Source organism: Streptomyces sp. NPDC088554, assembly GCF_044752945.1.
Lineage (GTDB): Bacteria > Actinomycetota > Actinomycetes > Streptomycetales > Streptomycetaceae > Streptomyces.
The window spans coordinates 127,344-151,680 of sequence record NZ_JBIVMF010000019.1 but is presented as its reverse complement, the minus strand read 5'-3'; the positions used below and the strand labels follow the sequence as shown (position 1 = coordinate 151,680).

Below are 24,337 nucleotides of genomic sequence, written 5' to 3'. Positions count from 1 at the left end.
AGACAGGTCCGGAGGCCGGTCGTGCCGGAGGCCGGGATTCCGGCCGGTCGGGACCTCCTCGGCCGGGGCCCCCTGGCCAGGATTGCGCTGGCCGGTTCCCTTGGCCGGGATTCCCTTGGCCGGGCACTGGTCTTCGCCTAAGATTTCGATCGGTTCGGAGCGGGTGTGGCCGGATCATTCTCCGGCCGTACGGGGTCACCTCCGGAGGAGGACGGACCCGAGCAACGTCAGGACCGATCATGGACCTTGAGCGGCTTCGCGAGGAGTGCGAGACACGCGTAGAGGCCCTTCGGCTCCCCCACCGTTTCAGCACCCGGGACCTGTGCGACGCCGTGGCGGAGCAGCGCGGCCGGCCGATCATCCTCAGGCCGCTGAACACACTCGGCGCGATCGACGCACCGTGCGGCATCCGTCTGGAGACGCCCGGCGCCGACCTCCTCTTCTACGAGGAGGGAACGTCCGCCCTGCACCAGAACCACATCCTCGCCCACGAGGTCAGCCACATCATCTGCGACCACCCCGGCAGTCTGGCGCTGGACGCCGAGACCATCCGTACCATCGGCTTCAACCCCACCCTCGTCCAGCGGATGAACGGACGGACGAGCTACTCCACGGATGACGAGCGCGAGGCCGAGATGATGGCCACCGTCATACGGCAGCGCATCTACCGCGGACGTGAACTTCCCCCCAGCGAGCCCGCGAAGGGCGCCGAGCGCTGGGAGGCCCTGTTCGCCGAACCCACCAGGAAGGGCCGTCGGCACCGATGATCAACCTGTTGTTCCCGGGCGTGGCGCTCGTGCTCCTGCTCGCCGCCGGTTATTGGGTACGCGGCCGGGGCGGCCCCCGACCGACCGGCACCTGGGCCATGACGGCGCTGCTGGCCTCCTTCGCGCTCTCCTTCGGCTCGTACACACCGTTCGTGGAGAACGCCATCGAGAGCGTCGTCCCCCATGTGAGCCGGCTGTTCAGCAACTCGTTCACACTGGCCGCCGCGACCGCCGCCCTGGTGTTCATGCTCCAGCTCAACCAGGAGCCCGAGGAGGCCCGGCGAGGCATCCGGCTGCGGGTGCTGTTCCTCGGGATCTCCGTCGCCGGGATGACGGTCCTGTTCGCCGCCGAGCAGCTGAACGACCGGTCGCCCCAGCTGTACGCGCTCTACGTGCTGATCTACATCACCTATCTGGGTGTCACCGCGAAGGACTTCGGCCAACAGACCTGGCACCAGTCCAGCCGCTCACGGCGCAGGAGCCAGCGCGTCGGACTGCGCATCGCCGCCTCCGGCTGCCTCTTCGCCCTGCTGTACACCGCGTACAAGGTGTTCGCCCTGGTGTCCAGCGGGTTCGGGCTGGGCATCATCCCGGACGGCGGGCGCTGCTCGACGCCCCTCACCCCCCTCCGCTGCGCGTTCAGTGTGACGGTGCCCGCCCTGGCCGCGCTCCTGATGACCCTGGGCCTCACACTCCCCGCGGTCGCCTGGCCGTTCAGCCAGTTCCTGCGGCGGCGCTGGGAGTCCCGGTCGCACGCCACGCTCGGCCCGTTGTGGGCGGACGTCACCGGCGCGGCGCCCGAAGTGGTCCTGGTCCCGGCCATGTTCCGTGAGGGGGAGCAGGCGGCCGACCCCGATTTCCTCCTCCACCGCCGGGTGATCGAGATCAACGACGGCGGGCTCGTCCTGCGGCCCTACCGTTCCCCGCGCGTCCAGGAGAGCGCCGGGCGGGCCGTCGCCGCGGGCGGCCTGGCGGGCACCCCGGAAGGCGACGCGATCGTGGAGGCCGCGGTCCTGCGCGCCGCCGTACAGGCGAAGAACGACGGGAGCGATCCGCGGGCGGACGCCGTACCACTGGCGTTCGGAGCCGCCGCGCGGGCGGGCAACCTGCGCGCCGAGACCGAGTGGCTGCTCCTGGTCGCCCACGCCTACGCGGAGAGCGAGATCGTACGTACCACCGCCGCCGCGGAACTGGCGCCCTCCGCGAGGGACGCGCAGGCGTGACCGACCCGTTGCGGGACCCGCGGTTCTTCGCCGATCCCTACCCGGCGTACGACCGGCTGCGAGACGCGGCCCCGGTGCAGAAGGTGCCCACCGGTTCGGGAGGGCACTACAGCTACCTGGTCACCGGCTACGCGGAGGCCCGGGAGGCGTTCACCCACCCTCGGCTCTCGAAGAACACCGCGCGGTTCTTCGAGAGCCGGCCGTCGAACCGCGACCTCCATCCCGCGGTCTCCCGGAACATGCTGACCACGGACCCCCCGCAGCACACCCGGCTGCGGGCCCTGGTGACGAAGGCGTTCACCCCCGGGGCCGTCGCGCGGCTGCGCCCGTACATCGCGGGTCTGGCCGACGAACTGCTCGACGCCTGGCCCGACCACGGACCGGTGGACCTCGTCGCGAGCCTCGCGGTCCCGCTGCCGGTCACCGTCATCTGCGAGATGCTGGGGGTCCCCGAAGCCGACCGCGCGCACGTACGCACCTGGTCGAGCGAGCTGTTCGCCGCCGGAGAGCCGCAGCGGAGCGACGCCGCCTCCCACTCCATAGCCGGTTACCTGTCCGACCTCGTCGCCGCCAAACGCCGCTCGCCCGGCGAGAGTCTGCTCGACGACCTCATCGCCGTACGCGACGCCGAGGACCGGCTGACGGAGGACGAACTCGTCTCGCTCGGCGTACTTCTGCTCGTGGCCGGCCACGAGACCACCACCAACTTCATCGGCAACGCGGCCCTCGCCCTTCTCCAGCACCCGGAATCGCCGGCGCGCCTGCGGGCCGAGCCGCGCCTGCTCGCGAACTCCCTGGACGAGCTGCTGCGCTTCGACTCACCCGTCGGAATCGCCACGTTCCGCTACAGCACCGAAGCGCTCACCCTCGGCGGAACCGAGATCCCCGCGGGCGTCCCGGTCCTCATCGCCCCCGGCGCCGCCAACCGCGACCCGGCCCGCTTCCCCACCCCGTCCCAACTCGACCTCGACCGCACCGCCACCGGCCACCTCGCCTTCGGCCACGGCATCCACCGATGTGTGGGAGCCCCCCTCGCGAAAGCCGAAGCCGAACTCGCACTCGGGGCGCTCATTTCCCGCTTTCCCGAAATCCGACTGGCGGTCCCCGCCGAAGAACTGGAATGGCGCCACACGCGATTGATGCGCGGACTCGCGGCTCTGCCGCTGGTCCTGTGAGGGAATCCCCGCATCAGACTCCGCGGCGAGCCGAGCGAGGGCGAGCCGAGCGGGCAGTCGACTGTCTGGTGCCGCTCCGGCGGCACCACCGGGCGAAGCACGCCGATGAGCCCCTGCCTCCCCTTGAGCGAGCCCGCCGAACCCCGCCCCCACCCGCCCGACCCCGCCGAGCCTCGCCATACCCAGCCGTACCCGCCGTACCCGCCGGACCCCGCCGGACCCCGCCGGACCTCGCCGTACCCGCCGAACCTCGCCCGACCCCGCCGGACCTCGCCGTACCCGCCGAACCTCGCCCGACCCCGCCGGACCTCGCCCGACCCGCCGGACCTCGCCGTACCCAGCCGTACCCGCCGGACCTCGCCGTACCCAGCCCGACCCCGCCGGACCTCGCCGTACCCAGCCCGACCCCGCCGGACCTCGCCCGATCCTGGCGGACGGAATGGTTCCGCTTTTAACGGCTGGAAGTCACCTCGAACTTCACTCTCTCTTTGACGTCAAATGCCGCCTTTGCTCCCCATTGACCCGTCGGCCTCTCCGGCTCCATGGCTGCGCCCGGAGCCGCTCGCCCGGTAGGCTTTCCGTGTGATCTTCAAGCGCATCGGTAACGGGCGGCCGTATCCCGACCACGGCCGGGAATCCACCCGGCAGTGGGCGGATGTCGCGCCGCGCCCGGTCCGCCTCGATCAGCTGGTGACGACGAAGGGTCAGCTGGACCTGGAGACGCTGCTCGCCGAGGACTCCACCTTCTACGGTGACCTGTTCGCCCACGTCGTGAAGTGGCAGGGCGACCTCTATCTGGAGGACGGGCTGCACCGCGCGGTGCGCGCCGCGCTCCAGCAGCGTCAGGTGCTGCACGCGCGCGTGCTCGAACTGGACCTGGGCTGAGCCCGAGTGGTCGCCGAGCGGTCGGGGACTGGGCCTTTCGGGGCCATTCCGTCCCCGTACCCCCCAAACGGTTGATCATCTTGTAGGAAACATAACCGGCGCCCACTACGCTGCGGCCATGAGCATGCTGACTCCCCCCGGCATGGGCGGAAAGTACCGCGTCACGGGTACCACGTACCCGCGTATGCGCCGCCCCCGTAATCGCCGCAGGATCGTGCTCGCGGCCGTCGCCGCCACCGTTGCCCTCGGCCTGGCCGGCTGGGGAACGCTGCAGCTCATCGATGTCTTCTCGGGCGACAGCGGGGCCCGCACCACCGCCGCCGACCGGAAGCCGGACTGCCAGCCGTCCACCGCGCCCGTCAGGGCGCTGCCCAAGCCCGGCCAGATCACGGTCAACGTCTACAACGCGACCCCGCGAGGCGGACTCGCCAAGACCACCGCCGACGAACTCGCGAAGCGCGGCTTCGTCATCGGGAAGGTGGGCAACGCGCCCGCCGCGTACGACAAGAAGGTGCCCGGCGCCGGGATACTGCTGGGCGCTCCGACCGCTTCGGACGGCGCCTTCCCCGTACTCGGAGCACAGCTGAAGGGGGCCCAGCCGAAGACCGACACCCGCATCACGAAGGATGTCGATCTGATCATCGGTACGGCTTTCAAGAACCTGGCCGTCCAGAAGGACGCCGATCAGGTGCTGGCGACCCTCGCCGCGCCCGTCGCGGCACAGTCGCCGGACTGCGCGAGCAGGACGGGCAAGCCGAGCAAGAACTGACGGGCCGGTTCGCCATGGCGGCGGACCGGCCCGTACAACAAGGTCAGTCGGCCGTCCCGTACATACGGTCGCCCGCGTCGCCGAGGCCCGGGACGATGTAGCCGTTCTCGTTGAGCCGCTCGTCGACCGCGGCGGTGACGACGGTCACCGGCGCGCCCGCCAGCTCGCGCTCCATGATCTCGACGCCCTCGGGGGCGGCGAGCAGGACCACGGCGGTCACATCGTCGGCGCCGCGCTTGATCAGCTCGCGGATGGCCGCGACCAGGGTGCCGCCGGTGGCCAGCATCGGGTCGAGGACGTACACCTGGCGGCCGGAGAGGTCCTCGGGCATCCGGGTGGCGTACGTGGACGCCTGGAGCGTCTCCTCGTTACGGATCATGCCGAGGAAGCCCACCTCGGCGGTCGGCAACAGCCGCACCATGCCGTCGAGCATGCCGAGACCGGCCCGGAGGATCGGGACGACGAGCGGGCGCGGATGGGAGAGCTTCACCCCCGTGGTGGGCTGTACGGGGGTCTGGATGTCGACCTGTTCGGTCCGTACGTCCCGGGTGGCCTCGTACGCGAGCAGGGTGACCAGCTCGTCGGCGAGGCGCCGGAAGGTCGGGGAGTCGGTGCGCCGGTCGCGCAGGGTGGTGAGTTTGTGCGCGACCAGCGGGTGGTCGACGACGTGAATCCGCATGGCGACCACAGTAACCGGGGGCCAAGGCTCCACGCGCTGCCACCGGCTCCGGACCGGCGGACCGGGGCCCTGTTTGCCGGGGTCGGCCGGGAGGGCCGAACAGGGGCCTAATAAAATGGTGCGACGACGCAACGGCGGAAGACCTCTCGCGAAGCGCCGGTTTCTGCCACGATGCCGATTGGGCGGGGCGGAGCACCGCAAGCGCACCGCCGAATCGTCACATCTCTGAATCGTCACACCTCTGATCAGTGGGAGAGCCACGGTGTACTTCGCCGCACTGCTCGCGCGCACCGAAGACGGATGGGAAGCGAGCGATACAGATCTCGACGACGTGGAGACCCTGTCGGATCTGACCGACCTGGCCCGCGAGGCCGCGGTGGACGAGGAAACGGTTCTCGTCTTCATCGAACAGGAGGATGCCTGGTTCGGCATCGTCCGGGTGGAGGGTGAGGAAGACCCTCGTATCTACGTCTCCGACGCGGCCGCGGCCGCACGCTCCTCGTACGGGGAGATCCTCATTGACGAACTGCTCGGCGGGGACGACAGCGACCCGGCCGACGAACTGGACGCGCTCGACCTCGACGGTACGGAGGACGGCGAACCGGACGAGGAGTACGTACGGGCCGACAGCGCCACCGATGACGACGACTCCGACGACGCCCCGGCGTCCGGCAAGGGGCCGGTGCCCTCGGGCGCCGTGGGCGACCGGTCCATCCTCACCGACCTCGGGCTGTCCGAGGCGGACCTGCTGGCGCTGGAGACCGACGCGATGGCCGAGATCGCGGACGCCCTGGGCGCCTCCGAGGTACTGGAGACCGTCCGCTAGTGACCCGGCCCGACACGACGCCCGACCCGGTACGCGAACCCTGGCGGGCGTCGATGCGCCTCGCCCTGGACCAGGCGGCGGCCGCGGGCAGGGCCGGTGACGTACCGGTCGGCGCCGTCGTGCTGTCCCCGGCCGGGACGGTCCTCGCCTCGGGCCACAACGAACGCGAGGCGACCGGCGATCCGACGGCCCACGCGGAGGTCCTGGCCATCCGACGGGCCGCCGCGAAGCTCGGTGAGTGGCGCCTGACGGGCTGCACGCTGGTGGTCACCCTGGAACCGTGCACGATGTGCGCGGGCGCCCTCGTGCAGTCCCGGGTGGACCGGGTGGTCTTCGGCGCCCTGGACGAGAAGGCCGGCGCCGCGGGCTCCCTCTGGGACGTCGTACGCGACCGCCGCCTCAACCACCGCCCCGAGGTGATCCACGGAGTCCTGGCCGAGGAGTGCGCCACCCTCCTGACCACGTTCTTCCGCACCCCCTGACCCCCCACCCACAGCCCTCCGGCCCCCGCCTCCACCTATCGATTTCGACCACGGCCCACCTTGGGCTAAGCTCTCTCCCGGTAGCGTGTCCGAGCGGCCGAAGGAGCTCGCCTCGAAAGCGAGTGTGGGGAAACTCACCGAGGGTTCAAATCCCTCCGCTACCGCCCTTAAGAACCGCCCCTGACCTGCGAAAACAGGTTGGGGGCGGTTTTTTGCGCCCCTCGTGTCCACACGAACGTCCACACGGGACCTTCCTAAGATTCTTCGCCATGGCATCAATCAAGCCGCGCAAACGGGCCAATGGCGAGATCACGTACACCATCGTCTGGCGCACAGGTGGCACCCGCGACGGCGCGTGGAACAACGAGAACTTCGATGACGAGGAACTGGCGAAGCGCTTCCGTGAAGTTTCCCCGTGATCTTGGATACTCGATCTCTATGCCGCGAGGGCGTGCTGGTGGTACTGCCTGGTCTCGGCCGGTGTGAGGTAGCCGAAGACCTTGTGCTTGCGCAGGCGACGCCGGTTATAGAACGTCTCGATGAAGGCGAAGACCTCGGCGCGGGCGGTGGCCCGGTCGGGCCAGGTGCGGGTGCCGATCTCTTCCAACGCCCTCGGCAAGGCCGCCGACGACTGCCGAGTCGGCCGCCACGACGCCCGCCCGTCCCGCTTCCAGCTCGCCGCTTGGCCCTCCGCCCCGGCGGCGTCCACGGCCAGGTAACTGGACGCTCCGTGACCAGTTACCCCGTTGCCTCGACCCGCGCGATCGGCAACCCCAGTTCGCCCAACCGCTCAATGGCCCACGCCACGGCCTCGTCGAAGTGGGCTGCCTCCACCACGCAGGGGAACCGCGTGCCCTGCCCGTCCTCCTCCCAGCCAACCTGACCCCCGGCAAGGGCGTCCGCATGGTCGAAACGGTCGGACTGCTCCTGCGTCGGCTCGTTCTCGGGGTACAGGATGAACGACCACTCACGCACAGTTGCTGTGCCGACGGGTGAACTCATCGATCTTCTTACCTTCCGTGCCCTGATTCGCCGGCGTGGACCACACCTTCGTGCTGGCCGAGCACGGACAGCAGATGACGTATCCCCACCGGTGGCCGTTCTGGTCCCGTTTGACCTTCAGACCCGTGCTCTCCGCCCGCCGCAGAGCCGCTTCGACATCCGGCTTCGGGTGCCGATCACCCTTCATACAGCAATCACCGTCGTGCCTCCGCAACGACGGACAGCGCAAGAGGACACGCGACGGGCAGCGAACCTCTACGGGACGATCTCGCTCGCGTCCGCCGCCAGACGCGCAGAGATCCGCGCACACCTGGCGGCGTACTCCTGGAGGTGCGAGGCCGCGAACTCGTCCGCGTCCCAGTCCTCGTTCCGGACCTCTCCGACCGGCCAGACATACGCCCAACCACGCGCACCGGAAGCGAGCGCGACCTCCCGCAGGTCGTACTGATCGTCCTCGAACAGATCGAGGATCACCCACTCCCGCAGACTCAGGCCGGTCAGCAGGAAGCCGGATGCCACTGCGCCGGCTGCCTCCACCAACCCCGGGTGGACGCGCCCTTCGAGCGCGGCGGCCCGCCACCCGGAGGCGACCGCGGGAATCCGCGCTGGCACGCGTCCGATGAGCCCGGAAAGAACGGCGTCGAACTGAAGAGTGCCGTAGACGAACAACGCCGTGGGACCCCCGGCAAGCCGGCTCGGCAGCGCCGCCGCGGCCGGTCCGGCCGAGCGCTCATAGGGATCCGCATCCCGCATGGAGCCTCCGCTTCGGTCAGGCCGGGGTCGGGTCGAGAAGGAGCGAGTCCAGCAGCCGCGCGGTCGCCGCGGGGTCGGTCGTGTGGTGCACGGTCCGGATACCCAGCGCCTCGGCGGGAGGCAGGTTGACTTCGCGATCGTCCACGAACACGCACTCGGGCCCGGTCAGCCCCAAGGCGTCGAGCGCCCGCTGGTAGATGACGGGGGACGGCTTCCGTACGCCCTCCAGCTCCGACAGGATCACCGCGTCGAAGAAGTCTCCCCACATGCCCTTGTCCTCGTAGGGGTTGTAGGGCTCGATCCCGAACGAGTTGCTGAGCATCGCCACCTTGATGCCGGTCGCGCGGGCGCGCTGCGCCGCGGCGACCATCTGTGGCTCCGGATGCAGGTTGGCAAGGGCGCGCCGCATCAGGTCCGTGGGATCGATGCCGAGAATGCCGCCGATGACGCGGTTCCAGTCCTCTTGAGTGGCCTCTCCGACCTCAAGAGCGGCGTAGATCTCTACGCCTTTCGGGTTGTCGTCCAGGGCGGCGAAATAAGCGCCGGGCCGCAATCCCTCGGACCTCTCGAATGCCTCGCCGTTCAGTCTCATGTGGGTGGTGAGCACACCACCGAAGTCGAGAATCAGGCCACGGTACGGGGCTGGCATAGGGGCCCCCTGCCGATCTGCTCGTGCGTGTACGCGATCCCCCGGCCGCATGTCCGCAGGGGGACCGTTGAGTTCCCTCCCAGAGGAGAGAGAACCAGTATCACCCCTGACCAATCCGCGCGGGCATACGCTGAACGTGCGTGCCCTGTCCCCCTACGACGGATGGTCAATCCATGTCGTATGACGGAGAGTTGTTCAGTATCGGGCAGAGGATCAAGTGGTTCCGAGAGCGCCGTGGGATGTCCCAACGGGTCTTGGGTGACCTTATCGGCAGGTCGGAGAATTGGGTCTACAAGAGTCGGCCCCGCGCCCGCGGGGGTGTTCCCTTGGTCCAGCCGAGGCGCCGTTCGTTCTCCTGGTCGGCCCCGCGCCCTGCGGGCTCCTGTCTCTTTCGTCAAGGGACAGGGGCATCAGGCGGCGGGGGACCGCTCAGAGGTGCCTCTGGGCCCAAACAGCAAGGATGCTGACAGCGCTGGTTCCAACGCCGTAGCAGGCCCCCCGGAGCATCTGGATGGTAACGGTCCGGCGGTGGACGCGGACCAAGCCGAAGAGCCGCCTCATGATCCTGATGACGTTCTGTAAGAAGGAGTGAGCAGAGCTGCGGTCCATGGTCATCCTTTCCATGTAGGCCACGTGTACCGAATGACCTAATGACGGGGGCACATCGCCCCGTTCGTCATGCTCAACGACGGAGGACTTCACTCGGACACGCCCCAGAAAAGATCGACGAGGAAAACACGAAGGCCGTCCGCACTCAGAGGTGCGGACGGCCTTCACTGCTTGCTACGGAAGTCACCCCCGCCGCTGCGGGGCCAGAACCGATGTGACATGGCACGCCCAGTCATGAGGCCAGGGCAATCCCCGCACATGCAGGGTCACAAGAACCGGCTGGGCACCGACGAAATCTCAGCGAAAGACTACGCCGGGTATGAAGACGAAGACGCCCGCGTGCCTGTGCGCCCGCAACCCGGACAGCGATACGGTCACCGGCGGTTGCGGGCCGAGAGGATCAGGCCATCGAAGTCCACCGGCCGCCAGCGGTCCCGGCCGGCTGTCCGGACGGCCCAGCCCTGTTCGTTGGAGGCGGGTTCGATGAGGACTGCTTGGCCGTCGCCGATGCGTGTGGCGAGGAGTTCCCAGAGGCGGTCGCGGATGCGGCGGCTCGGGTTGCCGACGAATACGCCGGCGTTGACTTCGACCATCCAACGGGTGAGGTGGCCGCGGAGTCCGTCGGGAGCGGCGATCAGGACGATGACGGTCACGAGGTCTGCTCCGGAGGTTCCGGTGATTCCGGCGGTTTCGGGAGGTCTGGAGTGTTAGGAACCTCCGGTGATTTTGAGGGCTCCGACGAAGGTGGAGCCTCGAACTCCGGTCCGATGATGGTGATGTGCTGCTCGCCCATGCCGGCCTCGGTCAGTTCCGGCGGGGCGAGTCCATCCGGCTTCGCTTGATCGGTGGGTTCGGCCGAGGGGGAGGCCGCCGACGAGTCGTGCGACGCGTCGGCGGCCCAGTTGACTCCTGCTGCGACCGATCCGAGTCGTTCGTCCCACAGTTCGCTGGTTTCCGGGGTGTCGAAATCCGTGCCAGGTGGATTCAGTAGTGTCTTGACGTCGTGCACGATGCGGCCGAGGAGCTTGGTTTCGGCGATCTGGTTGCGGAGGCCGATACGGGCGTCCCGTTCATCGGTGAGTCCTTGGGCAGCGAGGTCGAAGGCGAGGGGAAGGGTGTACTCGGCCTTGTAGAGGTCGGCGATGTCGAGAACGAAGGAGATCGCCGAGCCGGTGTGCACGAAGCCGAGTCCGGGGCTCGCGCCGAGCCCGACGATGACCGCATGGCAGATGCCGTAAAGGGCCGCGTTGGCCGCGGACAGCAGGCGGTTGAGGTCGTCGCCTGCGGCGAAGGCATCTCCGGCCTTGTAGACGCGGCCGTCCCAGGGCACACCGCTGCGGCGGGAGTGCTCCTGGTAGAGCTTGCGGAAGCGGGCGCCTTCGCGGCCTCGGAGCTGCTGCATGGTGGATTTGGAGACGTCTTCCCCGGGGAAACGCATGCCGTACATGGCGCGGGCGACGTTGAGGCGTTCCTTGGGCCGGGTGATGAGCCATGCCTGGCGGTGGAGGAGGCCGGCGCTGCGGCTGGGGCCGAGTCCGGCCGCGTACATGCGTACGCCCTGTTCGCCGACCCAACAGACGGTGGTGCCGGAGTCGGCGAGGAGGCGGATGGCTCCGTGGGTGACGCGGGTGCCGGGGCCGAGGAGCATGACGGCGATCATGGCGGCCGGTACGCGTACGGTTTCGCGTTTGTTGATGATGACGACGGCGTTCTCGTCGCGGTCGAGGTGGCTTCGCTCGACGTAGACGCTGGATACGCGGTCCACGATGCGGTGCAGGTCGTGCGGATCGGCTTTCCACCAGGGATCGGCCATGGATCAGTCCTTCTGTGCGGGGAGGGGTGCGAGGGTGAGGAGGCCGCAGCCGTATGCCTTGGAGGGGCCGATCCCCTCCAGGAGGCGGGTAGTGAACGCCGTGGGATCGGTGATGCGGAGACGTCCCTCGAAAGTGGCACTGTGGAAGGTGACGCGGGGGCCATTGCCGCCCTTGGTGAAGGAGTGGCGCTGACGGTCGGTAATACGGACTTCGCGGAGTGGGTTGATGTCCCGGGCCCGGGGTGCCTCCTGCGCATCGAGCGCGGTGTCCGGATTCGGGATGTCAAGGCCGGGAGCCGGGGAATCGAGGCCGGAGGCCGGGGTGTCGGTGCGGGAGGCCGGGATGTCGAAGCCCCAGCGGTCGGTGCGGTCGAGGAACCAGCCGAGTTGGGCGGCGACGGTGCGGTGCCCGAGGCGGAAGCCGCGTTCGCGCTTGCTGTCGGTACGGGCGTCCAGGCGGGCGGCCTGGGCGGGGGTGGGGGTATGGGGTGCCTGGGTGTTCTGTACGGGGCTGGCCGTCAGGCGGAAGGCGAACTCGCGTCCGGCGGCGATCTGCCGGAGGAGGGGAGCGTAGTCGCGGACGGCCGCGTGTTCCCCGTCGGCGTCGGGCCAGCCGGCCTGCTCGATCACGTGTGTCCAGTCGGGCTTGGAGCTGGTGAGGACGAACAGATGGGGGCGGTGGGGGTTGTCGGCGTCCAGCCGCCACAGAACGCGCTCACTGCCCGCGGCGCCCGGCACACCCCCCATGACGGCACCGTGCATGGCCCGGGGGTTGGCGAGCAGTAGACGGCTCTGTGCCCGGAGCGGGTTGACGCGGATACGGGAGAGATAGGTCATGGCCATCACCAGCCCAGCAGGGCGAAAGGGTCGTGTCCGGCTTCGTCGTCCGAACCGTTGGGGTCGTCGTGGGTTCCGGGAAAGCCGGTGGGAATGCTCAGCCAGTCGTGCCGTACGCGTCGGCTGGTGAAGGTGCGGGCGTGCGGGTGGAAGGAGACGGGGGCGTCGTGGAGGATGTCGTCCCCGTCCGGATCTTCTACGGTGACGGCGCGGTCCACCCGGGCCGGGTAGAGGGAGCGGCCCAGATTGCGCTCGCGCCCCCGCTGGGCGGCGTACTGTTCGCGGGCCCGTCGGGACGCCTGCCAGGGCTCCTCCCGCAGCACGTCCTCGATGCTTCCGTCACGCACACCGCAGGAGACCGGCTGGGTGGGCGGGCACGAGCGGCGGCCCAGGGCGAGGGGGAACGCGGGTGCGCGGACCGCCAGGTCGAGTGTGGTGAGCAGAGGGCGTGGGCCTGCCACCGCGGCGAGGAACACCGCGTCCTGGAGGTAGTAGCGGATGGTCACATGGGTGTTCTTGGCGGGGGAGGTCGGCTTCTGGATGCCCTTCGCGTTCACACCGGCCTGGGGTAACGGGCGGCCCCGGTAGTCACTGACGGTGTGGTAATCGCGCAGCAGGGTTCCGGGCTGGTCGACACGGATTCCCAGGCGCAGGGGGAGGAGTTCGTCGAGACCGTCCTCGCGGGCGAGTCCGGAGGCCGCGGCAAGCAGGCCGATCACACCGGACTTGGTGGGTTCCGGGTTGGTCTCCCGCCGGTTGAAGGCGCTGCGTAAACCCCATGACTGGAGCGGACCGGCGAGGCGGAGCAGCAGCACCGCATGGTCCTGGTCCGGTGGGACGGGCGGCGATACCAAGGACGGCGGTGGCGTGGAGGTGGGGGGTGGCATCATCGGGCGGCCTGCTTGAGGGTGTCGGTCAGGTGGGTGCGCAGGCCGCTGAGGAGCTGAGGAAAGGGGAGTGCTTCGCCAAAGGTGTGCTCCAGCACTTTGGCGGTGTCGCCCGTGGCGGGAAAGGAGTGGCACAGGGCCGTGAAGGCGGGGGTGTCACCCCATGCCTTGACTGCCCTGGCGTGCTCGCGGGCCAGCTCGGTCGCGGAGGCCGCCGCGATTCCCGAGGATCCGGTGACCGGTTCCTCGAAGGCGGAGACGAGGTTGACGGGCTGGTCGGACCGTACGGTGACGGCGACGAGACTGGGCAGGGTGCGGTGCGCGAAGGAGTTTCCGTATCCCGAGGGCATGGAGCGTGCGAAGGAGGTCATGAACTCCTCGACCGCGGTCACAGCGGCTTCCTCGTCGGTGAGGTTCTCCACGAGCTGGTGAAGGCCGACGGACGCGTAGCGGTAGAGGGTCGCGGAGTTGAAACCGATGGTGCCGATCATGCCGGCGCCGGTCTCCTCTCCCTTCTTCTGTTCGTCGTCCACCGCGGTGAAGTAGTCGAATTCCAGCTCGACCGCGTGGGTGGAGAGCGCGTGGGCGACCTGGGTGGCCGCGTCGACATTGAGCGCCGGCATGTCGGCGACCATGCGCCCGAAGAGGGCGACATCCACGGGGTGTCCAGTGCTGAACTGCTTCTGGACAGGCAACTGCTTGATCTCAGAGGCCAGTTCCTCGTCGTCCAGGGCGATAAGTTCGGCGGCCCTGTCCTTGACCAGGCCCGCGACGGAATCGAGCTGGCGGCGGCCGTAGAAGAACAGATAGGCGGTGTCGCCCTCCTTCTTGCCGGCGCTGATCTTCAAGGGCTCCAGGAGGGCGCCCGCCAGACGGGTCGCGTCCTCGGTTTCCAGGTCGGTTACGGAGACGATCCGTTTGGCGAGCGCGCCGCCAATCCGCCGGGTACGGGTGGCGAGGTCCTGCTGGGGAAGGCGCTCGGTGAAGTGGGTCCGGGTGGCGCGCTTCCACGCCTGGGAGGAGACGCGTGAGCGGCGCACCCCGCCGAAGTACGCCTCCTTGGGGTTGCCCTGGTCGTCCCGGTTGAGGTTGGCCGGGGGCACGGTCTGCAGGATGTGAACGTCGATGTAGGTGCGGGACGCGGGCAGCGCCATGGGTCCTCCAGCGGTTCGGTCAGCGTCGGTGTCAGTGGGTACGGGAAACGGGCGGCCCTGGCGGACCGCTGCGGGTGAGGCGATACAGGCGCCGAAGTCGGTCGCCGGAGCCGGGTGTCAGCGTGTCCGCTCGCCGAAGGCCGCGGCGCGATCAGCGTGCTTTCGCCGGGGATTCCTTGTCGCTGCGGGCGCTCCACGCGTGATAGGCGAGGCCCCAGTCCCGGCGGACGCTCTGCCGGGACTCGGCGTAGTGCCAGCGCTTGATGTCCTGGAGCAGGCGGTCGTAGTCGAGCGGCTGTTCCACGGAACGGAGTTGTGTGATCAGTCCACGCAACCGGTAGACCAGAGCGGTGACGGACGAGGTGTGAACCGCCGCGGCGACTCGGCGGTCGACGGCCTCCTCACCGAAGCGTTCACTGCGGTGCAGCGTTCGCAGTGCGGTCCCCACGTGAATACCGGGCTTGTGCATGGGGCGGCTCTGACTCTGCTGGTGCAGGCCGTAGAGCGACAGGGCCGCGTGTTCGGCTTCCAGTTCTGGCGTTACCTTCCCGTCGACGGGGCTGGTGTAGAAACGCCAGAGTGCCGGTACGGTGCCGGCTGGTCGCCCCAGGCCGGAGCGCAGTGCCGCCAGGTCCTCGCCGGGCGGGCGCATGGGCGTCTTGACCACCGGCTGCTTGTGCCAAGCGCCGTCGCTGTCCACGCGTTGCGCCCAGTAGCGGCGGATGTTGGGGGTGGTGACACGGGTAGTGTCGGTCTGTGGGGTGGCGGACACAGCGGTCCCCCTTCGGTCAGAAGGCCAGCAGGTGTGAAGTGGTGCCGGGAACGCGCGGCGTCATGATTCACCGGCCCTTGCGCGGTGCCGAGCGGCGTGTGAGGACCGCGTCGAGACGGTCCCGGAAGTTCTGCTCCGCGGTACTGAGCCGGTACACGTACTCCTTGCCGTCCCTGGTGACCGAGCGGCCGGTGAACAGAGTGGGCGCGGCGGTGGAGAAAACCTGCTCGGCCACCTTCCACGTTGCGCGTCCGGCTTTCTCCTCCCATGCCTCAAGCCCACGCTCGGACTGGTCGAAGTCCTCTCCTGCCTTGCGCAGTCCGGCCAGCAGGCGCCGCACAATCGGGTCGAGGGCGTGCAACAGGGTGTCGCCGGGGCGCTGTCCCTTGTCCCAGGGGATCGGTTCGCTGCCTGCGGCCCGCCGAAGATCCCCGGAGAGGTTGTTGACGGCCGCGGCCAACTTCTCTGCCTGCTCCACAGCAGCCAGGAGCGAGCCGTAGATGATGCCGTCCGGGTCCAGTGCGGCCAGCGGCAGCGGGATCCGGTCGAAGAAGACGTCTTCGATGACGGCGGACTGGTTGCCGTAGGCGATGCCGGTCAGCTCCACCTGGAGCGGGTACGTCTCCGGCATCCGGTCGACCGTGTCGCTGAGGGAGCTGAGCAGGACACTGGAGCGGAAACCAGCGCGGGTGGCGGTCGCCTCGTAGTCCATGGTGGCGCTCTCGACCGCCAGCAGGGCTTCAAGACCACGCCAGGCTGCCCGCCCCGGTTGATGCCTGCGGGGCCGCTCGGCCGCCGGCGCTGCGGTCTTGCCGGCCTTGCCGGTCTTCTTGGCGCGTGATGCGGGGCGGTCTCTGATCCAGGTGGTGTGGGGCTCGTCGGCGGGCGTCGAGGTGAGCCGGTCGCCGGCTGCCACGACGACTCGGGTGACCCGTGTCCCGGCCGGGGTCTCCTCGGGGATCAGTCGGATACGCCGTGACTGCCAGGTCCACAGATCCAGCAGTCCGCGAGCCGGCCGTGTCTGCCATGCGGGGGTGGCACACGACAGGGTGTCTTCGACCCTGCCTTCCTTTGCGCGCCGGAGCCACTGCGGCAGGTCGTCCGACAGAGGCGCTTGCCCGAAAGGGATGTTCAGCAGAAGGGTCTCGTACACTGTGCTACCCACCGGCATGACGACGCCCAACTGGCCCAGTGGACCAGTCGGGTTGCCCGTCGTCTTCCCTGCTTTCGCCTGTGGGTCTCCGACGACGCCGGTCTTGATGGCAGCCGTGTCCCAGCAGTGTGTGTGCACGAGCCAGCGGGCGGCCTGCGCGGGGGTCAGCTCCAGCGGATCACCCTCCGTGCGGGAGGAGAACAGCGGCACGTTGTTCCCGGTCGCGGCCGTCGCGACGAGGAGGGCCGATCCCTTCGTCTCCCCCTTGGCCGTGTGGAGTCCGGCGACCTGCCCGAAAGGGTCAGCGGCGTCGAACAGGTCAAAGAGATGACGGTGATCGTCCAGATAGTCGGTGAGCTTCTGACTCTGCTCCGGGGTGAAGGCACCGGCCTGGAACATTTCCGCCCACTGGGCGGCACCCGGCGGTCGGCCGAGAGCGTGCACCACGATAGGCAGCAACAACTGGCGGAAAATTGCGGGCTTCTGAGTCGGTAGATCGACCACGAGGTCCTGTAATCGATCCGCCTTCAGAAGAAGCCGACGCAGCCCGATCTCCTCAAGCACACCGAGATTCTGAGAGCTTGGCTCCGCGGAACCGTCCAGGACCCTCGCGGGCAGCCATGGTTCATCCAGCAAATTGAACAACTCGGTTCCCCCAAGCACCTTTCCCGTCTTAGGACGCATAAGCAACCCTACACATCAGCAAGCAACTTGAGAGGAAAAGCGATAAGCCCGAATCATTGGCCAAAGGTTCGCCAATGATTCCTACCGACCAGTATTCCGGGCGGTCCTTTCCCTCGTTCTCTCCCGCTCGCTCCGCGGAACGCGGAACGCTGAGAACCCGTTCCGTCTCCCGCTATCTCCCGGGCCGCCCGGCGGGAGCCCTCTCCTCCACCAGCCCCAGGTCCTGCTCGTAACGCACTGCCCGATCGGCGAGAACCGTCCCGTATCCGGAGTCGAGGACGAGTGCCGGGCTGTATCCGAGCCGCGGGTGACCGAGCCATCCTGGCAGTGGAACGAGCTCCTGAGCCGCAGCCGCCGTATAGCGCGGCGGAAGTCTCACCGTCCCACCGAGGACCTCCTCCAGCAGTTCGTCCGGAACGTCCCCGTTCACCGTCAGGGAACGCCCCGCCAGGGTCCGGTACGTCTCACCGTCGTGAACCACGACGATGACCTCCGTACTGGCCTCGCCGTCACGGACCACCGCGTCCAGGTCCGTGTCACGGCCCGCACCCGGAACCGAGGAGTAGTGCAGTCCGGACAGGGTCGTGCCCTCTCTGTCACCCCGCCGGGTCAGGAGACAGTCGGCCGCGTTATCAGCCCGCCGCCGCTGCTCGTCCTCCCACCGCAACCGAGCTGACGCCGCGTCCTCGCGCCACGCCTGCGACATCCCGTCCTCGCCCTCCCCGTAGCCGGCCGCGACCAGTTCCGGAACCTGCGCCGGAATACGCCAGCCGTCCCCAGCCGTGAACAGCAGCGCCGCCGCCCTGAGGAGCAGGTGCCGCCCGTAGATGAACTCGGACCCGCCGAGAAACCGCGGTGCGGGCCGCTCCAGTGCCGTCGTACCGCCTTCAAAACCCGTGACCTCGCACGCACCGTCCGCGCCGGCGAAACCAGTGATCACCACACGAGGTCTGGCCAGCCGCCCGCAACGCCGAGTCGCCTCGTGCCGGTGCAGACGGCCGACCCGCTGAAGCACCAGGTCGATCGGGGCAAGGTCGGTGATGAGGAGATCCGCGTCGACGTCGAAGGACTGCTCCGCGATTTGAGTAGCGACCACGATCAACCGCGCCGGTCTGCTGGGCGGCAGGCCCTTCTTCGCCGCGCCGAGCAGGCTCAGGCACTTTTCCGTACGGTCAGCTCGCGGTCCGACGGCGATGCGCCCGTGCAGCAGGAGCACCTCGTCACCGAATCTCTTGCGGAGTTCGGTGTACAGAGACTGCGCGCGGTCCACGGTGTTACGGATCACCAGCGCGCACCCGCCGTCGGCAAGCTCGCGGCCGAGGTACGCGGCAACCGACGCGTTCGTCTCGGCCTTGATCGCTTCCCTCTTTTCGTACGGCGTCTGCCGGCCGGGAATCGTCTCCGGCATGAACCCAACCGCGACGGAAAGATCGTTGCGCCAGCCGGCACAGTCCTCGACAGCGAACCGCGGACCGGAGCCGTCGGGCGCCAGCCACGCTGCGCTGACCGACGGATACCCCAGCGGATCGGGCAGGCCCTCGGCCGTGAACTCCTCTCGGGACACGGCACCGGCGAGGTAGGCGTCGATCAGCTCACGGCGCTGCCGCGGCGGCAGCGTCGCGGACAGCAGAACCACCGGAACACCCGCCTGCCCCAGCCAACGCAAGCCCTCCTTGAGGAACTGGGACATGTAGACATCCGCGGCGTGGATCTCGTCGAGCACCACGACTTTGCCGGCCAGCCCCGCCATACGGAGCATCACATGCCTGGTCCGGGTCGCGGCGAACAGCAACTGGTCGATGGTCCCCACCACGAACGGACACAGCAGCCCCCGCTTCGCGCCCAGGAACCACTCCGCTGGTCCACGCGACGACGGCTGATCCGGCAGACCCGCTCGCGCGTTGGCGCCGCTCCCGCAGTACGGATCGCCGTCCCCGTAGAGGTCGTCGCCGTAGAGGTCGTCGCCCTCGCACTCGCCGTACTCGTCGATCCCTCCGAACCTGGCCTCGGAAGCCAAATCGGCACCTGGATCAAGCAGTTGCCGCCATTCCTTGTTGAACATCCGCTTGCCATGAAGCAGGGCAACCTGGGAGTCCGAGCCCCCGTCGACCATGGCGACCCACGTTCTGACCTGGCTGAACATCGGGTCGCTCGTGGACTGTGTCGGCATCCCCACGAACACACCATCTGCCCCGAACTTCGCCGCCAGGATCTCGGCCGCCAACAGCGCGGCCTTCGTCTTCCCTTCACCCATCGGCGCCTCGACCACCAGCAGCCCGGGGGCCTCCATCCTCCGCGCCGCCTCCATCACCATCCGCTGCGACGGACGAGGACTCTGCCCGAACCGATCACCGAACGCCTCCGGCCCCGGCTCGGCCAGACGACCCCACCCACCACGCAGGCCAAGCGCCTCCCACACCAGTCCGGCGCGCACCCGTGCGTTGTCCAGGGTCACCTTCGCCAGGACATCGACGCCCTTGAAGTGCCTCTCGTCGCTGGCGATCCAGTCCGCCATCACAATGAGCCCGCTCAGATGTAACTGCGCCGCCCGCGACGGAACCCGGCACGGCTCCACCTCAGCCAGGTCGCCAAAACCCAACTCCTCGGTGAAACGCTCTACCAACGCCAGCTGGACTTCGGGCCAACGCCCGCTACCGGCCAACTGCCCCCGCGCCTTACGCGCCGGCTGGGTGATGGCACGGCTGGGGAACGCACCATGGTGCCCCGCCACCAACGGCCAGACCCAGGACACCTGTTCCTCGCACCAGCCACCGCTCGGCAGCAGTTTCTGCAGCAGATACCCACCAGCTCGGTCATGCCGCCACTTACAGTTAGCGATAGCCGCCTCGGACCAACCGAGCCCGGCAGCACGCACCGCCTCAGCGCCCTTCACCCACATCCGCTGGAAAGCCGGCGTCGCCTTCCCACAGTCATGCACCCCGCACAACCAGGAGAACAGACGCCGCCCCTTGCCCGCGCCTCCTGCGGTCTCATCCAGCATTCGCTTGGTGGACGGCGCCAGGAAGTCGTCCCACATACGTTCCGCAACCGCAGCTGTGTCCAGGAGATGCGACAACAGCAGGTTCATCGTCCCGCCGGCCTTCTCTTCGGACTTCCCCCACAGCACGCCGAGAAGATCATCACAACCACTACCGGATTCAACGCCGCTGCGGGACACTCCGCCCCCCGTCCACTCAGTTCAGTAAGGTGATTGGGCAGCGTAAGTGGCGGCACTGACAACGAGTGGGGAATCGACCGCAATTGTTCATTTCTGACGCTTGTCGACTGCTCCTCGTTGAACGTCTCAGGTCGATCCCACTGAATGAAAACGAAGCCTTCTCCAGATAAAGGACCAGGTCAGCAAGTGTCGGCCCCGCGCCCGCGGGGGTGTTCCTTCGAGACGAGCCCCGAGACCTTGCGTCAGGCGGTCGGCCCCGCGCCCGCGGGGGTGTTCCGGGTGGTGAGGGTCATGTATCCGGTCATCCGGTGTCGGCCCCGCGCCCGCGGGGGTGTTCCGAGGGCGGTGAGCTGTTCCTCGCTCATCTCCCGGTCGGCCCCGCGCCCGCGGGGGTGTTCCGCTCTACCGGCTCACCGGAGTCGACTGCGACTGGTCGGCCCCGCGCCCGCGGGGGTGTTCCCCGGTGGAAGGTCCGGGTCGGGGAGTTGGAGGCGTCGGCCCCGCGCCCGCGGGGGTGTTCCCGCGCGAGACCCCCCTCCCCGTGTGTCGGGAGAGTCGGCCCCGCGCCCGCGGGGGTGTTCCTCGGGCGAGCTAGTAATCACGGAGGCGGCCGTCGTCGGCCCCGCGCCCGCGGGGGTGTTCCCCGCCAGACGGACTTTGCCACCAACCCAACCGAGTCGGCCCCGCGCCCGCGGGGGTGTTCCGAGTGTATGGGTCCCATACGCTCCGTGGAAGTAGTCGGCCCCGCGCCCGCGGGGGTGTTCCCCTCAGCGTCGACCTGGCAGAGGGGGACGCGCTGTCGGCCCCGCGCCCGCGGGGGTGTTCCCTGGGTCACCCTGCCGGTGAACGGGTCCCAGAGGTCGGCCCCGCGCCCGCGGGGGTGTTCCGACCTCCTGCGGGTCGACCTTGTCGAGCACGTAGTCGGCCCCGCGCCCGCGGGGGTGTTCCGTTCGACGCGACCTCTGGGCTTCGGTTCACACAGTCGGCCCCGCGCCCGCGGGGGTGTTCCGCGCATGACCCCCGAGCAGATCGCCAAAGCCGTGTCGGCCCCGCGCCCGCGGGGGTGTTCCCCAGTTGACGATGCCCTTGACAGCCTCGACGACGTCGGCCCCGCGCCCGCGGGGGTGTTCCGCCCGGTTCGGAGCTGATGGCCTCCGTGGCGACGTCGGCCCCGCGCCCGCGGGGGTGTTCCCTTGGCGACCCACTCGATGACCTTGACTACGATGTCGGCCCCGCGCCCGCGGGGGTGTTCCGCATGACGTTCCGCCCACCCTGAGTCCTTTGGCGTCGGCCCCGCGCCCGCGGGGGTGTTCCGACGCCCCGGTGATCGACCTGGCGAAGAAGCGCGTCGGCCCCGCGCCCGCGGGGGTGTTCCCAGCTGATCCCGATGACGTCTGGAATGGCGTGGGTCGGCCCCGCGCCCGCGGGGGTGTTCCGCCACGATATTGGGTTCTTGGGATCACTGAGGCGTCGGCCCCGCGCCCGCGGGGGTGTTCCTACCTGATCACCCGGGCCGACACCGGCCGCCGGGTCGGCCCCGCGCCCGCGGGGGTGTTCCGATCCCAGGCCCTACACGCACACCAGTGCGATGGTCGGCCCCGCGCCCGCGGGGGTGTTCCCCAGCTCACGTCCGAGGCAGTCGAGCGTTGCCAGTCGGCCCCGCGCCCGCGGGGGTGTTCCCGGATGCCTGAGCAGATGACTGCCCGCCCGTACGTCGGCCCCGCGCCCGCGGGGGTGTTCCGCATGAGCGCTCCTTCGTACGGAGGGTCAGGGGGTCGGCCCCGCGCCCGCGGGGGTGTTCCGCATGAGGGCTCCTTCGTACGGAGGTTCAGGGGGTCGGCCCCGCGCCCGCGGGGGTGTTCCGTCATCCCGACCCCCTCGATTCCGAAGGCTGAGGTCGGCCCCGCGCCCGCGGGGGTGTTCCGCTTCTCGGCCGCAACGTCGCTCAGGACACCGTGTCGGCCCCGCGCCCGCGGGGGTGTTCCGGCAGTGGACCCGCGCTGACGTGGGAGGCCCTGGTCGGCCCCGCGCCCGCGGGGGTGTTCCGTGGAGTCCCACGGTGATTACCAAGATGCTGCGGTCGGCCCCGCGCCCGCGGGGGTGTTCCGGGCTGTCTGCTGCTGATGATCGGGATCGTCGTGTCGGCCCCGCGCCCGCGGGGGTGTTCCGGGCTGTCTGCTGCTGATGATCGGGATCGTCGTGTCGGCCCCGCGCCCGCGGGGGTGTTCCGTTGTACGGTCGTCTGGAGTCCCAGCAGGAGACGTCGGCCCCGCGCCCGCGGGGGTGTTCCCACAGCGATCAACGTGGCGACGCGGGACCGCACGTCGGCCCCGCGCCCGCGGGGGTGTTCCCGATGGTCCGCGAGTATGCGGCCCTGAGTGCGGGTCGGCCCCGCGCCCGCGGGGGTGTTCCCACGGGGATTTCGCCCGCTGGGACTGGCCGTGGGTCGGCCCCGCGCCCGCGGGGGTGTTCCGCTGCGTGCTGACTGCAAGGTCACCGCGTCCCGGTCGGCCCCGCGCCCGCGGGGGTGTTCCGGCCGCCCACCTGTTCGCCACCGCCGCCCCCGTCGGCCCCGCGCCCGCGGGGGTGTTCCCCACGACCCCGCGGCGTGGACCAAGCTCGGCAAGTCGGCCCCGCGCCCGCGGGGGTGTTCCGATCCTCGCCACGCTGATCGTGGTCACGGTCGGGTCGGCCCCGCGCCTACGGAGATGTTCCCGGTGCCTCACCGCCGTCCGTGCACACCACATACCGATTACACTCTGCGACCATTCGCGAAGATGGATTCAGGCCCTTGCACGACCGTTCTGAGCAGCCTCCGGCAGGATGGGCACGGAACCAGCAGCCACCGCACACCCCGGATCGACCACTGAGAAGGCAGGCGAAAACGGACGGCCGGAGGCCCTTCTCACGGTGTGGACACGTCCACACCGAACCCGTCAGAGGCCGATCGAGCAGGGTCCAGCGGGACAGAAACAGGGTGGTATGTCCCACTCTCGGGGAAAACCGCAGGTGAGACGGGTCACGCAAGCGGGTTCAAATCCCTCCGCTACCGCTCTCAAACCCTCCTGACCTGCGGAAACGCGATCAGGAGGGTGTTTTGCGTGCGGAACGTTCCGCACGACCGTACGGAACGGGAGCTGGCAGAAGCGCAACCGACCCGCACGCCAGGCGCGTTGCGCCTCCCACGGAGGGATCCCGCCCCTGCGGGCCGACCAGGAGCCTTTTTCGCTTCACGGGAGGGCCCGCTTCCCGGCAGAGGGGCCCACAGGAGACCGCCGGAAGGTCTGCATCCGACTGGACAGAAGTCCTACTTCTGGTGGGATAAGGATGCATGGTTATCGATCCCGCGCCTCCGGACGAGACCACCGTCAAGAAGTCCGTCACTATCCCCAGATCACTTGCCCGCGAGGTAGCAGCCCGCACCGGCGCCCGGGGTTTCTCGCGCTTCGTCTCCGACGCCGTTGAACACGCCCTCGCCCTGACCAAAACCAGGGAGATCGTCGAGGCGTACGAAGACGAGCACGGCTCCTTCACTCCCGAGGAGATCGAGGAGGCCCGCCGGACATGGCACGGCGAGTAGTCCCGTCGTTCCCCCGCGCCCTCCTCGTCCTTGATGCACAGCCGCTGTCCCTCCTAGCCGACCAGGACCGCAGAATGGCACTGATGCTCAAGGTCGCCGAAGCCGAGGGATACGTAGCCGCGATCTCCACGGTCGGCATCGCCGAAGTCCGCCGCACCGGACAGGCCGCGAACCACCTGCGCCGGCTCCGCTCCCGACTCACCATCATCCCCGCAACCGAGATCATCGCCGACCGCGCGGCAGAACTACTGGAGGACGCCGGCCTGGACGGTCACGAAAACGTCGTGGACGCGCTCGCGCCACCGCGGCCTGCTCGGGCGGCCCCATGAAGGTCGCATCCACCGACGGTTCCCACATTCCGAAGCTCTGCCACGCCGCATCCATAGGCCGCAGCAGCCCCGTGGAATGGGTCCGCGTCTGACCTTTCCCCGGCCCGCCGCCCGCTCGATGTACTCGGCAG

The 24,337-nt window shown here is 69.1% G+C and carries 23 protein-coding genes, 1 tRNA gene and 1 CRISPR repeat array; of the genes, 11 read left to right on the top strand and 13 right to left on the bottom strand.

All coding sequences use genetic code 11. The features are described 5' to 3' along the window. The first annotated feature begins 239 nt into the window (after nt 1–239). From ACIP8W_RS22750 to ACIP8W_RS22730, 5 genes are all read left to right on the top strand, one after another. Nucleotides 240–767, top strand: a complete 528-nt coding sequence (locus ACIP8W_RS22750; RefSeq protein WP_401954628.1) for a regulator component — start codon at nt 240–242, stop codon at nt 765–767. After that, the gene (locus ACIP8W_RS22745) at nt 764–1,990 is read left to right on the top strand and encodes an MAB_1171c family putative transporter (RefSeq protein ID WP_402204354.1); all 1,227 of its coding nucleotides are present in this window, start codon (nt 764–766) and stop codon (nt 1,988–1,990) included. Before ACIP8W_RS22750 ends, ACIP8W_RS22745 begins: the two co-directional genes overlap by 4 nt. Next, nucleotides 1,987–3,165 (top strand): cytochrome P450, encoded by a 1,179-nt coding sequence (locus ACIP8W_RS22740; protein ID WP_402204352.1) that lies wholly within the window; start codon nt 1,987–1,989, stop codon nt 3,163–3,165. Before ACIP8W_RS22745 ends, ACIP8W_RS22740 begins: the two co-directional genes overlap by 4 nt. Before the next feature lie 582 nt (nt 3,166–3,747). Continuing rightward, complete coding sequence (locus ACIP8W_RS22735) at nt 3,748–4,050, top strand: type II toxin-antitoxin system VapB family antitoxin (RefSeq protein WP_023540426.1); 303 nt, start codon at nt 3,748–3,750, stop codon at nt 4,048–4,050. A gap of 118 nt (nt 4,051–4,168) precedes the next feature. Then, nucleotides 4,169–4,819 (top strand): LytR C-terminal domain-containing protein, encoded by a 651-nt coding sequence (locus tag ACIP8W_RS22730; protein ID WP_401954636.1) that lies wholly within the window; start codon nt 4,169–4,171, stop codon nt 4,817–4,819. Between the two features lie 43 nt (nt 4,820–4,862). On the opposite strand, the gene upp is transcribed toward ACIP8W_RS22730, so the two are convergent. Continuing rightward, nucleotides 4,863–5,498, bottom strand: coding sequence for a uracil phosphoribosyltransferase (gene upp / locus ACIP8W_RS22725; RefSeq protein ID WP_401954639.1), 636 nt, complete (start codon nt 5,496–5,498; stop codon nt 4,863–4,865). Between the two features lie 262 nt (nt 5,499–5,760). On the opposite strand from upp, the gene ACIP8W_RS22720 reads away from it, so the two are divergent. From ACIP8W_RS22720 to ACIP8W_RS22705, 4 genes are all read left to right on the top strand, one after another. Continuing rightward, complete coding sequence (locus tag ACIP8W_RS22720) at nt 5,761–6,324, top strand: hypothetical protein (RefSeq protein WP_401954642.1); 564 nt, start codon at nt 5,761–5,763, stop codon at nt 6,322–6,324. A 53-nt stretch (nt 6,325–6,377) separates the two neighbouring features. Further along, on the top strand, nt 6,378–6,806 hold the full coding sequence (gene tadA, locus ACIP8W_RS22715) for a tRNA adenosine(34) deaminase TadA (RefSeq protein ID WP_401954995.1): 429 nt from the start codon (nt 6,378–6,380) through the stop codon (nt 6,804–6,806). Between the two features lie 79 nt (nt 6,807–6,885). Next, nucleotides 6,886–6,970, top strand: a tRNA-Ser gene (locus tag ACIP8W_RS22710). Between the two features lie 105 nt (nt 6,971–7,075). Then, on the top strand, nt 7,076–7,225 hold the full coding sequence (locus ACIP8W_RS22705; protein ID WP_401954645.1) for a hypothetical protein: 150 nt from the start codon (nt 7,076–7,078) through the stop codon (nt 7,223–7,225). A gap of 17 nt (nt 7,226–7,242) precedes the next feature. On the opposite strand, the gene ACIP8W_RS22700 is transcribed toward ACIP8W_RS22705, so the two are convergent. The 12 genes from ACIP8W_RS22700 to cas3 form a co-directional block, all read right to left on the bottom strand. Continuing rightward, on the bottom strand, nt 7,243–7,515 hold the full coding sequence (locus ACIP8W_RS22700) for a hypothetical protein (RefSeq protein ID WP_402147211.1): 273 nt from the start codon (nt 7,513–7,515) through the stop codon (nt 7,243–7,245). Nucleotides 7,516–7,544: 29 nt separating this feature from the next. Then, nucleotides 7,545–7,808, bottom strand: coding sequence for a hypothetical protein (locus ACIP8W_RS22695; RefSeq protein ID WP_366396597.1), 264 nt, complete (start codon nt 7,806–7,808; stop codon nt 7,545–7,547). Between the two features lie 255 nt (nt 7,809–8,063). Next, nucleotides 8,064–8,561 (bottom strand): gamma-glutamylcyclotransferase family protein, encoded by a 498-nt coding sequence (locus tag ACIP8W_RS22690; protein WP_402204349.1) that lies wholly within the window; start codon nt 8,559–8,561, stop codon nt 8,064–8,066. Nucleotides 8,562–8,577: 16 nt separating this feature from the next. Further along, nucleotides 8,578–9,210, bottom strand: a complete 633-nt coding sequence (locus ACIP8W_RS22685; protein WP_366396599.1) for an HAD family phosphatase — start codon at nt 9,208–9,210, stop codon at nt 8,578–8,580. Nucleotides 9,211–10,193: 983 nt separating this feature from the next. Beyond that, nucleotides 10,194–10,472, bottom strand: a complete 279-nt coding sequence (gene cas2e / locus ACIP8W_RS22680; protein ID WP_366396632.1) for a type I-E CRISPR-associated endoribonuclease Cas2e — start codon at nt 10,470–10,472, stop codon at nt 10,194–10,196. After that, nucleotides 10,469–11,632: a type I-E CRISPR-associated endonuclease Cas1e gene (gene cas1e / locus ACIP8W_RS22675; RefSeq protein WP_401954655.1), complete on the bottom strand. Its 1,164-nt coding sequence runs from the start codon at nt 11,630–11,632 to the stop codon at nt 10,469–10,471. The genes cas2e and cas1e overlap by 4 nt, the downstream gene beginning before the upstream one ends. A gap of 3 nt (nt 11,633–11,635) precedes the next feature. After that, entirely contained in the window at nt 11,636–12,469 is an 834-nt protein-coding gene (cas6e, locus tag ACIP8W_RS22670) for a type I-E CRISPR-associated protein Cas6/Cse3/CasE (protein WP_401954658.1), read from the bottom strand. A gap of 5 nt (nt 12,470–12,474) precedes the next feature. Continuing rightward, nucleotides 12,475–13,284 carry a type I-E CRISPR-associated protein Cas5/CasD gene (gene cas5e / locus ACIP8W_RS22665; protein ID WP_402204346.1) on the bottom strand — a complete coding sequence of 270 codons (810 nt, stop codon included), beginning with the start codon at nt 13,282–13,284 and terminating at the stop codon, nt 12,475–12,477. Between the two features lie 71 nt (nt 13,285–13,355). Further along, entirely contained in the window at nt 13,356–14,510 is a 1,155-nt protein-coding gene (gene cas7e / locus ACIP8W_RS22660) for a type I-E CRISPR-associated protein Cas7/Cse4/CasC (protein ID WP_401954664.1), read from the bottom strand. 151 nt (nt 14,511–14,661) lie between these two features. After that, nucleotides 14,662–15,282 carry a type I-E CRISPR-associated protein Cse2/CasB gene (gene casB / locus ACIP8W_RS22655; RefSeq protein WP_366396636.1) on the bottom strand — a complete coding sequence of 207 codons (621 nt, stop codon included), beginning with the start codon at nt 15,280–15,282 and terminating at the stop codon, nt 14,662–14,664. A gap of 67 nt (nt 15,283–15,349) precedes the next feature. Then, nucleotides 15,350–17,119, bottom strand: a complete 1,770-nt coding sequence (casA, locus tag ACIP8W_RS22650) for a type I-E CRISPR-associated protein Cse1/CasA (RefSeq protein WP_402204343.1) — start codon at nt 17,117–17,119, stop codon at nt 15,350–15,352. A 172-nt stretch (nt 17,120–17,291) separates the two neighbouring features. Beyond that, entirely contained in the window at nt 17,292–20,297 is a 3,006-nt protein-coding gene (gene cas3, locus ACIP8W_RS22645) for a CRISPR-associated helicase Cas3' (RefSeq protein WP_401954670.1), read from the bottom strand. 188 nt (nt 20,298–20,485) lie between these two features. Beyond that, nucleotides 20,486–23,012: a CRISPR direct-repeat array (repeat unit 28 nt; unit sequence GTCGGCCCCGCGCCCGCGGGGGTGTTCC). 616 nt (nt 23,013–23,628) lie between these two features. On the opposite strand from cas3, the gene ACIP8W_RS22640 reads away from it, so the two are divergent. Both ACIP8W_RS22640 and ACIP8W_RS22635 read left to right on the top strand, forming a co-directional pair. After that, nucleotides 23,629–23,877: a hypothetical protein gene (locus ACIP8W_RS22640; RefSeq protein ID WP_402204341.1), complete on the top strand. Its 249-nt coding sequence runs from the start codon at nt 23,629–23,631 to the stop codon at nt 23,875–23,877. 74 nt (nt 23,878–23,951) lie between these two features. Then, nucleotides 23,952–24,206 carry a hypothetical protein gene (locus ACIP8W_RS22635; RefSeq protein WP_402204340.1) on the top strand — a complete coding sequence of 85 codons (255 nt, stop codon included), beginning with the start codon at nt 23,952–23,954 and terminating at the stop codon, nt 24,204–24,206. Nucleotides 24,207–24,337: the final 131 nt, after the last annotated feature.